Annotated in this window: 9 protein-coding genes and 1 pseudogene; 3 read left to right on the top strand and 7 right to left on the bottom strand. The window is 71.9% G+C overall.

The window, feature by feature from the left end; translation table 11 throughout:
• Positions 1-23: 23 nt before the first annotated feature.
• Both G6038_RS00230 and G6038_RS00225 read right to left on the bottom strand, forming a co-directional pair.
• A complete protein-coding gene (locus tag G6038_RS00230; RefSeq protein ID WP_165035485.1) occupies positions 24-281 on the bottom strand; it encodes a Rho termination factor N-terminal domain-containing protein in 258 nt (85 codons plus the stop codon).
• A gap of 69 nt (positions 282-350) precedes the next feature.
• A pseudogene (locus G6038_RS00225) lies at positions 351-902 on the bottom strand (TetR/AcrR family transcriptional regulator); the annotation flags it as partial.
• 151 nt (positions 903-1,053) lie between these two features.
• Between G6038_RS00225 and G6038_RS00220 the strand changes: the two are divergent.
• Positions 1,054-1,590 (top strand): hypothetical protein, encoded by a 537-nt coding sequence (locus G6038_RS00220; protein WP_165035332.1) that lies wholly within the window; start codon positions 1,054-1,056, stop codon positions 1,588-1,590.
• Positions 1,591-1,684: 94 nt separating this feature from the next.
• Here the strand turns inward: G6038_RS00220 and glpD are convergent, their stop codons facing one another.
• Positions 1,685-3,418: a glycerol-3-phosphate dehydrogenase gene (gene glpD / locus G6038_RS00215; RefSeq protein ID WP_165035331.1), complete on the bottom strand. Its 1,734-nt coding sequence runs from the start codon at positions 3,416-3,418 to the stop codon at positions 1,685-1,687.
• A gap of 96 nt (positions 3,419-3,514) precedes the next feature.
• Between glpD and glpK the strand changes: the two genes are divergently transcribed.
• Positions 3,515-5,029: a glycerol kinase GlpK gene (gene glpK / locus G6038_RS00210; protein WP_165035330.1), complete on the top strand. Its 1,515-nt coding sequence runs from the start codon at positions 3,515-3,517 to the stop codon at positions 5,027-5,029.
• Between the two features lie 6 nt (positions 5,030-5,035).
• On the opposite strand, the gene G6038_RS00205 is transcribed toward glpK, so the two are convergent.
• Both G6038_RS00205 and G6038_RS00200 read right to left on the bottom strand, forming a co-directional pair.
• Positions 5,036-5,509, bottom strand: a complete 474-nt coding sequence (locus tag G6038_RS00205) for an aminotransferase class I/II-fold pyridoxal phosphate-dependent enzyme (RefSeq protein ID WP_346772705.1) — start codon at positions 5,507-5,509, stop codon at positions 5,036-5,038.
• A gap of 215 nt (positions 5,510-5,724) precedes the next feature.
• Positions 5,725-7,125: an NAD(P)H-quinone dehydrogenase gene (locus tag G6038_RS00200; RefSeq protein ID WP_165035329.1), complete on the bottom strand. Its 1,401-nt coding sequence runs from the start codon at positions 7,123-7,125 to the stop codon at positions 5,725-5,727.
• Between the two features lie 177 nt (positions 7,126-7,302).
• On the opposite strand from G6038_RS00200, the gene G6038_RS00195 reads away from it, so the two are divergent.
• On the top strand, positions 7,303-7,773 hold the full coding sequence (locus G6038_RS00195) for a gamma-glutamylcyclotransferase (RefSeq protein WP_006939627.1): 471 nt from the start codon (positions 7,303-7,305) through the stop codon (positions 7,771-7,773).
• Here the strand turns inward: G6038_RS00195 and G6038_RS00190 are convergent.
• Positions 7,770-8,816 (bottom strand): ABC transporter ATP-binding protein, encoded by a 1,047-nt coding sequence (locus G6038_RS00190; RefSeq protein ID WP_165035328.1) that lies wholly within the window; start codon positions 8,814-8,816, stop codon positions 7,770-7,772. The two genes, G6038_RS00195 and G6038_RS00190, sit on opposite strands and share 4 nt — an antisense overlap.
• On the bottom strand, positions 8,813-10,267 hold the full coding sequence (locus G6038_RS00185; RefSeq protein ID WP_206024063.1) for an iron ABC transporter permease: 1,455 nt from the start codon (positions 10,265-10,267) through the stop codon (positions 8,813-8,815). The genes G6038_RS00190 and G6038_RS00185 overlap by 4 nt, the downstream gene beginning before the upstream one ends.
• Between the last annotated feature and the right edge of the window lie 51 nt (positions 10,268-10,318).

The raw sequence follows: 10,318 nt of genomic DNA, 5'->3' as shown, positions 1-10,318 counted from the left end.
CCGCCGCTCGGTCGTTCCGCGGCTCAGTGGTTGCGCAGCGCGTCGATGAGCTCGCCCTTGCGTTTGGACGAGTAGCCCGAGATCCCGAGCTCCTTGGCCCTCTTCTTCAGCTCGGCGACGGTCCAGTCCTCGTAGGATCCCGACTTGCCGCCCTTGTGGCCCACGGAGGACCGGCCGCGATTTGCCGCCGCGTTCGAGATCCGGGCGGCCTTCTCCTTGGAGGCGCCGTCGTCGCGCAGTTCCTGATACAGCTTCTCGTCCTTGATCGACGACCTGGGCATGATGCCCCTCCCTTCGTCGAGCGTGCCGTCGTCCTGCGAATACCCCTCCGCCTGCGGCCCTACACTTCCGGCCCGGACGAGCAGGCCCACGCAGTGCCGCACCAGCCGCTCCGGCGACACCGCGACGGTGCCGTCCAGGTGGCCGATGAACAGGCTCGTCAGCGCCCCGACGAGCCCGACCGCCACCATGTGCCGCTCCTCGCGGTCGGCGATCGCCGTGAGCTGCTGCTGCACGAGCAGCACGAACGTGGGAGCGAGGTCGAGGCCCTGACCACCGAGCGACGGCTCCCGCAGCGGGCCGAGCAGCAGCACCCGGCCCACGGCCGGGCGGTCGACGATCAGGTCGACGAAGGCCCGGACCGCCGCCTCGGGAAGGTCCCCCGGTTGCGGGGCCGTACCGACCGCGGCCTCCAGCGCCGTGCGCACCCGTTCCCCGACGGCGGCATACACGGCGCGCACGAACGCGTCCCGGTCGTCGAAGCTTTCGTAGAAGTACCGCTCCGTCAGTCCGGCCGCCCGGCACACGGCGCGCACGTTGACCGCCGGTCCCTCGGGCGCCCCGAGCAGATCGATGCCCACCGAGAGCAGCGCGTCGCGGCGTGCCCGCCGGCGTTCCGCCATGTCGGTGCCGCCCCAGCGCCGTCGCACCCTCTCCACCACCGCGATCCCGTCGTCGACCACCTGCGTCGTCGGATCCTACGCCGCGGCCCGGACACAGCGGATGCGCGCAGTCGCAGGCTCCGTCCGCCCGGCGTCTGTCACCCTTGTCTGCATGGACTCCGATGCCCACGCGCTCCTGCACGGTCCGTTGTTCTCCCGGCGCACACCCCTGGACCGGGACAACGCCGCCAGCCGTATCAGCGCCTACATCTACGGCAACGTCCTGGTGCTCGCGGCGCTCGTACCGATCCTCACCGGCCCGAAGTACGTCGGCATCGCGATCGTGCTCGGTACGGCGCTGTCGACGTTCGTCGCCCACGCGTTCGCCGAGGCGGTCGGGCACACCGTGCGCCAGGGGACCCCCCTGACTCGGGCGGAGAAGATCGCCGAACTGCGTAATTCGGTGCCCATCCTGAGTTCGGCGGTGCTGCCGTCCGTGATCCTGGGAATCGGCTGGCTGGGCTGGCTCGAACCGCGCACCGCCCAGTTGCTCGCCGAGGTCGCCGTGCTGCTGCGGATCGGTGGCATCGTCTTCGTCATCGGCCGCCTCAACGGGGAGCGGCCGGGCCGCACGTCCCTCGTGAGTGCCATCGCACTCACCGCGGTTGCCGCGACCGTGGTGCTCGTCAAGGTGATCCTGACCCACTGACCTTCCGGGCCACCGACCTTCCGGGCCACCGACCTTCCGGGCCACCGACCTTCCGGGCCACCGACAGGACCGGGTCTCGCGTGCCGGCGGCGCCTCAGACGCCCGTGGGCACCGGCTCGAGGATCTCCGCGCGGGCCTCCGGGGCGGCGGCCCGCAGCGCGTCGGCGGACTCGTCGTCGGGCCGGCTCTGCGATCGGATCTCCGCTTCGACCCTGGCCCGGTAGGTCGCGATCTCCTGCTCCACCGTCGCGGCATCCCAGCCGAGGACGGGGGCGACCAGGCGGGCCGTCTGCTCGGCGCAGTGCACGCCGCGGTGCGGGTACTCGATGGAGATGCGGGTGCGGCGGGCGAGGATGTCCTCGAGATGCAGCGCTCCCTCCGCGGCCGCCGCGTACACGACCTCCACCTGCAGGTACTGCGGCGCATCCGTGAGCGGTTCGAGCAACTCGGGACGGTCGGCCGCCAGCTCCAGCATCTCGTCGATCAGCGACCCGTATCGGTCGAGCAGATGCTTGACCCGGTACGGGTGCAGGCCGTACCGCTCGGCGAGCTGCATCGTCTGGTTCACGAGCGCGAAGTAGCCGTCGGCGCCCACCAGCGGCACCCGTTCGGTGATGGACGGGGCGATCCGTGCGGGGATGTCCTCGGCCGCCAGGTCGACGGCGTCCTCGGCCATCACGCGGTAGGTGGTGTACTTGCCGCCGGCGATCGCCACGAGGCCGGGTGCGACCCGGGCGACGGCGTGCTCGCGCGACAGCTTCGACGTCTCGTCGCTCTCCCCGGCCAGCAGCGGCCGCAGGCCCGCATACACGCCGTCGATGTCGTCGTCGGTGAGCGGGACGACCAGGACCCGGTTCACGTGGTCGAGGATGTAGTCGATGTCGGCCTTCGTAGCGGCCGGGTGGGCGAGGTCGAGATTCCAATCGGTGTCGGTGGTGCCGATGATCCAATGGCTGCCCCACGGGATCACGAACAGCACCGACTTCTCGGTGCGCAGGATGATCGCCGAGTCGCTGACGATCCGGTCGCGCGGCACCACGATGTGCACGCCTTTCGAGGCGCGCACCCGGAACCGGCCGCGCTGCCGGGACAGGGCCTGGATCTCGTCGGTCCACACCCCCGTGGCGTTGATCACCACGTGCCCCTTCACGTCGGTGACCGACCCGTCCTCCGAGTCGCGCACCCGCACGCCGGAGACGCGGTCGGCCTCGCGCAGGAACCCGACCACCTGGGTCGAGGTGCGCACCACGGCGCCGTAGTGCGCGGCCGTGCGGGCCACCGTCATGGTGTGACGGGCGTCGTCGACGACGGTGTCGTAGTACCGGATCCCGCCCACGAGCGAGTCGCGCTTGAGCCCCGGCGCCATGCGCAGCGCCCCGGACCGGGTCAGGTGCTTCTGCGCGGGCACGGACTTGGCACCGCCCATCCGGTCGTACAGGAAGATGCCCGCGGCAATGTACGGGCGCTCCCACACCCGGTGGGTGACGGGGAAGAGGAACTCCAACGGCTTGACCAGATGCGGGGCCAGCGTCGAGAGCGACAGCTCGCGTTCCCGCAGCGCCTCCCGGACGAGACCGAACTCGAGCTGCTCGAGATAGCGCAGCCCACCGTGGAACATCTTCGACGAGCGGCTCGACGTGCCGGAGGCGAAGTCCCGTGCCTCCACGAGTGCGACCTTCAACCCGCGGGTGGCGGCGTCCAGGGCGGCACCGGCGCCGACGACGCCGCCGCCGATGACCACCACGTCGAACTGCTCCGAGCCGAGCCGTCGCCACGCGTCACGGCGCTGCTGCGGCCCGAGAATCTGGACGCCTGGTTGGTTGGTCACCGCATCGCTCCCGTGAGTCGCCGACGTTTCCGCACTCAGGCTAGTAGGTTCGTCCGCAGACTGCCGTCCCGAACCATACGCCCCGGAGAGGTTGCCGTGACCCGCTACATCGCCGCGATCGATCAGGGGACCACGTCGAGCCGCTGCATCATCTTCGACCACGACGGCCGCATCGCGGCCTGGGCCCAGACCGAGCACGAGCAGATCCTCCCCCGCGCCGGCTGGGTGGAACACGATCCGGAAACGCTGTGGCTCAATACCCGCGAAGTCGCCGCCCTGGCCCTGGCGAAGGCCGATCTGACACGCGCCGACATCGCCGCGATCGGGATTACCAACCAGCGCGAGACGACGGTCGTATGGGAACGCGCCACCGGCCGGCCCGTCCACAACGCGATCGTGTGGCAGGACACCCGCACCGATCGACTGGTCGAGCAGCTCGCCGGTGACGCGGGCGTGGACCGGTATCGCAAGGCCACGGGCCTGCCGCTCTCGACGTACTTCGCGGGCCCGAAGGTGCGGTGGATCCTCGACAACGTCGAGGGCGCCCGGGAGAAGGCGGAGGCCGGCGAGCTCGCGTTCGGGACGGTGGACAGCTGGATCCTGTGGAACCTCACCGGCGGCACCGGCGCAGGCAACCGGGAGCCGGGAGTGCACCTCACCGACGTCACCAACGCCTCTCGCACGATGCTCATGAATCTCGAGACGCTGCAATGGGATCCGGACATCTGCGCGGATTTCGGGATCCCGATGTCGATGTTGCCGGAGATCCGCAGCTCGTCGGAGATCTACGGGTACGCCCGCGAACGCGGGCCGCTCGCCGGCGTCCCGGTGGCGGGTATCCTCGGCGACCAGCAGGCCGCGACGTTCGGCCAGGCGTGCCTGTCGCCGGGCGAGGCGAAGAACACCTACGGAACCGGGAACTTCCTGCTCCTCAACACCGGGACGACGCCGGTGCGGAGCGAGCACGGGCTGCTGACCACCGTCTGCTACCGCATCGGCGACGCCCCGGCGGTGTATGCGCTCGAGGGTTCGATCGCGGTCACGGGGTCGCTGGTGCAGTGGATGCGGGACAATCTCGGGCTGATCCGTACGGCCGCGGAGATCGAGGATCTCGCCGCGACCGTCCCCGACAACGGCGGCGCGTACTTCGTGCCGGCGTTCTCCGGCCTGTTCGCGCCGCGGTGGCGCCCCGACGCGCGCGGCGTGATCGCCGGGCTCACCCGCTTCGTCAACAGGGGGCACCTGGCGCGCGCCGCGCTCGAGGCGACCGCCTACCAGACCCGCGAGGTGATCGAGGCGATGCACGCCGACTCCGGCGTCGAGTTGCACACCCTGAAGGTGGACGGCGGGATGGTCGGCAACGAGACGCTGATGCAGTTCCAGTCGGACATCCTCGGCGCCCCGGTGGTCCGGCCCGTGGTCGCCGAGACCACCGCGCTCGGCGCGGCTTACACGGCCGGCCTGGCGGTCGGTTTCTGGGAGGGCGAGGACGACATCCGGCGCAACTGGGCGGCCGGCCGCACCTGGGAACCGAAGATGAACGCCGCCGAGCGGGAGCGGCTCTACGCCGAGTGGAACAAGGCGGTCGAGCGGACCTACGGCTGGGCCTGATCCGCGTTACGCGCGGGCGGACCTGTGCCGCACGGCACGCACGGCGCGGCCGAGCCGGCGCGCCGCCTCGGCGAGGTCGGCCTCCCCGGCGGTCGCGAAGCACAGCCACGCACTGCGGCCGTGGTCGCCGGAGACCGCGAAGGCGGCCCCCGGCACGAACGCGACGCCGTGCTCGGCCGCGACGGGCAGCAGCTCGGCCGTGTCGAGCTCACCGGCGAACCGCACCCGGGCGAACATGCCGCCCCGCACGGCGGAGGAGACGACCGCGTCGCCGAACTCCGCGGCGAGGGCGGTCGACAGCGCCGTGGCCCGGGCGCCGTACGTGCCGCGCAGCCGGTCCAAATGCCCGGTGTACCAAGGCTCGTCGGCGAGGAGGGCGGCCGCGATCGCCTGCGTCAGGGACGAGCCGCACAGATCGGCACCCTGTTTCAGCAGCTCCACGGCTGCGCACAGCCGCCGGTCGCCGTGCAGCCAGCCCACCCGTAACGCACTCCCACATTATGGGACGGCGTCTGCGGCAGCGCGGCCGGGCGCCCGATCGAGACGTGAGGTGCCGAACGGGAATGTCTCGCGCCGAGCGGGCCGTGACTGCGGCATCGGCCGAGGAACTCCGACGACAAGCTCCCGCTCGGCGCGTATACCTCCCGCTCGCCCGCACCGTCGCCGAACGGGTCACGAGCGCCCGGCCCCATGTCTCAGTCCAGGTGGTCGTCGTGCCGCATCAGCTGGCGCGCCGCCTCGGTGATCGACCCGGTCAGCGACGGATACACCGAGAAGGTGTGGGCGAGATCGTCGACGCTGAGGTTGTTCTGCACCGCGATCGCGATGGGCAGGATCAGCTCCGAGGCGGTGGGGGCGACCACCACGCCGCCGATCACGACGCCGGTGGCGGGACGGCAGAAGATCTTCACGAAGCCGCGGCGCAGCCCCGACATCTTCGCACGGGGATTGGTGTGCAGCGGCAGCATCACGGTGCGGGCCGGCACCTCGCCGTTGTCGATCGCGGCCTGGCTGACGCCGACGGTGGCGATCTCGGGCCGCGTGAACACCGCCGAGGCGACGGTCTTGAGCCGGATCGGGCTCACCCCCTCGCCGAGGGCGTGGTACATCGCGATGCGGCCCTGCATCGCGGCCACCGACGCCAGCGGCAGCAGCCCGGTGCAGTCGCCGGCGGCGTAGATACCCGAAACGGGCGTGCGCGAGACCCGGTCGACCTGGATGTAACCGCCCCGGTCGAGTTGCAGGCCGACCTTCTCGAGCCCGAGGTCGGCGGTGTTCGGCACCGAGCCGACCGTCATCAGGGCATGGCTGCCCTCGACGATGCGCCCGTCGGCCAGCTTGACCCGGATCCCGCTCTCGGTGCGCTCGACGGCGTCGGCACGGGCGTGCTTGACCAGGTTCACGCCCCGCTCGGCGAAGGCGTCCTCGAGCACGAGGGCGGCGTCCTCGTCCTCGTGCGGCAGCACCCGGTCACGGCTCGAGACCAGCGTCACCTGAACACCGACCTCGGTGTAGGCGGAGACGAACTCGGCGCCGGTGACACCGGAACCGACGACCACGAGGTGCTCGGGCAGCGCGTCGAGGTCGTAGAGCTGACGCCAGTTGAGGATGCGGTCGCCGTCCGGCTCCGCGCCGGGCAGCACCCGCGGGCTCGCGCCGGTCGCGATGAGCACGACGTCGGCGTCGAGGATCCGCTCCTCGCCCGTGAAAAGGGTGGCGCGCACCTGATGCGCCGCCATCCCGACCTGGCTGTCGATGAGCTCGCCGCGGCCGCTGAGCAACTGCACGCCGGCAGCCTCGAGCTTGGTCCGGATGTCCGCGGACTGCGCGCGGGCGAGGCTCTTGACGCGGGCGTTGACCTCGGGCAGCGCCACCCCGGCGCTTTCGAGCTGGACGCCGAGGTCGGCGGCCCGGCGCATGTCCGTGCGGATGCCGGTGGACGCGATGAACGTCTTGGACGGCACGCAGTCGAAGAGCACGCAGGCACCGCCGATCCCGTCCGAATCGATCAGTGACACGGTCGCGCCGTACTGAGCCGCCACCAGCGCCGCCTCGTAGCCCGCAGGGCCGCCGCCGATGATCACGATCCGGGTCATTGTTCTCCTCTGTATCGATTCCGAGATGGTCCTCGGTCCGGGTGTGCGGGCGCCGGGGTTGCCGAACGTCCGCAGACACGCTATGCCACCGGCACCGTCCTGCGCACGCGGACTCGGCCGTGCAGCGGCCAGCGCCCCGTGTCCTGCGCCGGACGGTCAGCCATTAGCCTGTACCCCGTGCCGATCTACGCCGCCTACGGCTCCAACATGCATCCCGAGCAGATGCTGCAGCGCTGCCCGCATTCGCCGATGGCCGGAACCGGCTGGCTCCACGGCTGGCGGCTGACGTTCAGCGGCGGCGACATCGGCTGGGAGGGTGCGCTCGCCACCGTCGTCGAGGATCCCGACTCGAAGGTGTTCGTGGTGCTGTACGACGTACCCGACGAGGACGAACGCAGCCTCGACCGGTGGGAGGGCTCCGAACTCGGCATCCACCGCAAGATCCGGCTGCGCGTGGACACCGACGACGGACCCGTGCTCGCCTGGCTGTACGTCCTCGACGCGTACGAGGGCGGCCTGCCGTCGGCCCGCTACCTGGGCGTGATGGCCGACGCCGCCGAGATCGCGGGAGCCCCCGCCGACTACGTGCGCGACCTGCGTACCCGCAACAGCCGCAACGTCGGGCCGGGCCGGCCCGACAGCTTCTAGTCGCCGGCCGGCCGGTCCGGGTAGAACGGCACCGGGACGCCGACACGCAGCGTCACCGGGTCCCCGGCCTGCACGTCGTGCGACGCGGCCCGCTGCGCCCGGATCGTCTGCCCGGCGCCGGTCACCCGCACCTCCGTCAGTGCTCCGCCGAAGGCGACGTCGAGCACGGTGAACTTCGACGGCTCGTCGGCCGCGGCGACCTGCACCTGTTCCGGGCGCACGAGCACGTGCCCCTTGCCGTGGGCCGGGGCGGCGAGCGGGACCGTACCGATCACCGTGTGTGCGCGGTCGCCGTCCGCATCGGCGTCGAGGACGACCGAATCCCCCACGAATGCGCCCACCTCGAGCGTCGCGGGCCACCGGTAGACGTCCTCCGGGGTGCCCACCTGGGCGACACGCCCGCCGAGCATCACCGCGACCCTGTCCGCGATGGCCAGGGCCTCGGCCTGGTCGTGGGTGACCAGCACGGAGGCGACCTCCTGGTCCCGCAGCAGAGTGCGGACCTCGGTGCGCAGGCTGGCCCGCAGCCCGGCGTCGAGGGCGCTGAACGGCTCGTCGAGCAGTACGACGGACGGGTTCGGGGCCAGCGCCCGCGCCAGCGCGATGCGCTGCTGCTGGCCGCCGGACAGCTGCGACGGCTTGCGCTGACCGGTGCCGGCCAGGCCGACCAGTTCGAGCAGTTCCGCCACGCGGCGGTGCCGGACGGACTTCTGCCGCACCATCGATCGCCACGTCGGCTGCACCAGCCCGTAGCCGACGTTGCGCGCCACGCTCAGATGCGGGAAGAGCGCACCCTCCTGCGGCACCAGCCCCACCCCTCGCCGCTCCGGCGGCAGCGCCGTGAGGTCGCGTCCGTCCGCGACGACGCGCCCCGCGCTGGCCGGGTGCAGACCCGCGACGACGCGCAGCAGGGTGGTCTTGCCCCCGCCCGAGGGCCCGAGCACGGCCAGCAACGCGCCTCGCTCCACCGTCAGCGAGACGTCGCTGACGACCTCGGTCCGCCCGTACCGGGCGCATACGCCCTCGATGGAGAGCCCGCTCATTCCTCACCGCCACTTTCCGCATCGACCCGGCCCCGCAACAGTCGGCCCAGCACCAGCGACGGCAGCGCGGCGATGAGCACCAGGATCGCGGCGTACGGGGCCGCCGAACCGTATTCGAGGGTCTCGGTGTACTTCCACATCCGTGACGCCAGGGTGTCCTCCCCGATCGGCACGAGCAACAACGTCGCGGGCAGTTCCTTCGCGATGGTGAGGAACGCCAGCGCCGCCCCCGCGACGACACCGGGCGCGGCCAGCGGGACCATCACCCGGACGCCGGTCCGCAGCCGTCCGCTGCCGAGGGTCGCGGACGCGTCCTCGAGGCCGAGCGGGATCGAGGCGACCGCCGCGCGGATCGACCCGACGGCGAGCGGCAGGAACAGCACCGCGTAGCCGATCACGAGCATCGGGGTGTGCTGGTACCACTGCGGCAGCAGCCGGATACCGAAGAAGACCAGCGCCAGACCCACGGTGATGCCGGGCAGCGCGAACCCGACGTAGGAGGCGCTCTCGGTGAACCGCGCCACCGGCGAGGTCGAGCGCGCCGCCAGGGTGCCCACCGGCAGGGCCAGCGCCGTCGTCAGCAACGCCCCGAGGGCCGCCACCCACAGCGTGTACGTCGTCGCCGTCCAGATCCCCGCCCAGTCGATCGCCGCCTGCTGCGAGAACCACAGCCAGCGCGCGAGTCCGGCCAGCGGCACGCCGACGCTCACCACCAGCACGACGGCGAGGAACGCCAGGGCCGTCCACCGCTGCCGGTCCAGCGGCACGGGCGCGGCGGGTCGTGGGGCGCCGGAGCCGACGCGCGCGGTGGCCCCGCGGCGCACCCGGCGTTCGGAGACCGTCAGCGCGACGGCGAGCACGACGAGCACCAGGCCGAACACCGCGGCCGGGGTACGGTCGAGCAGCCCCCGGTAGCTGCCGTAGATGGCGAGGGTGAAGGCCTCGTACCGCATCAGCGCGACGGCACCGAAGTCGCTGAGGGTGTACAGCGCCACCAGCAGTCCGCCGGCCGCCGCGGTCGGCCACACCTGACGCAGGGTCACGGTGAGCGTGGTGCGCAGCCGGGACCGGCCGAGGGTGCGGGCCACCTCCTCGAGCCCCGGATCGACCGAGGCCAGCGCCGCGGACACCGGCAGGTACACGTACGGGAAGCTCGCCGCGGTGAGGACCAGCGCCGCCCCCGCGAAACCCGCGAGGCCGGGGAACTGGGCGATGTAGACGAAGCCGGACACGTACGACGGGATGGCGAGCGGAACGCTCAGCGCCAGGGCGAACCACCGCCGGCCGGGCAGGTCGGTGCGTGCCGTGAGCCACGCGGCGGTCACGCCGATCACGAGGCAGGCCACGGTGACGGTGAGCGCGAGAATGCCGCTGCGCCATACCAGATCGAGGGTGCGCTGCCGGAACACCAGCGACCACACGCGGTCGGGACCGTCGGCGAACGCACGCATGATCAGGTGCGCCACCGGGGCGAGCGCGAACACCGAGACACCCAGCGCAGC

Source organism: Rhodococcus sp. 14C212 (assembly GCF_011058195.1).
GTDB lineage: Bacteria > Actinomycetota > Actinomycetes > Mycobacteriales > Mycobacteriaceae > Rhodococcus > Rhodococcus aetherivorans.
The sequence above is the reverse complement of the archived record's forward strand: the minus strand, read 5'-3'. Positions and strand labels throughout refer to the sequence as shown.

Bases quoted from the DNA above. Each gene is read 5' to 3' on its own strand.
- G6038_RS00190 (WP_165035328.1), bottom strand. From the start codon at position 8,816: ATGAGCGGGCTCTCCATCGAGGGCGTATGCGCCCGGTACGGGCGGACC.
- G6038_RS00230 (WP_165035485.1), bottom strand. From the start codon at position 281: ATGCCCAGGTCGTCGATCAAGGACGAGAAGCTGTATCAGGAACTGCGC.
- G6038_RS00200 (WP_165035329.1), bottom strand. From the start codon at position 7,125: ATGACCCGGATCGTGATCATCGGCGGCGGCCCTGCGGGCTACGAGGCG.
- G6038_RS00220 (WP_165035332.1), top strand. From the start codon at position 1,054: ATGGACTCCGATGCCCACGCGCTCCTGCACGGTCCGTTGTTCTCCCGG.
- G6038_RS00185 (WP_206024063.1), bottom strand. From the start codon at position 10,267: ATGCGTGCGTTCGCCGACGGTCCCGACCGCGTGTGGTCGCTGGTGTTC.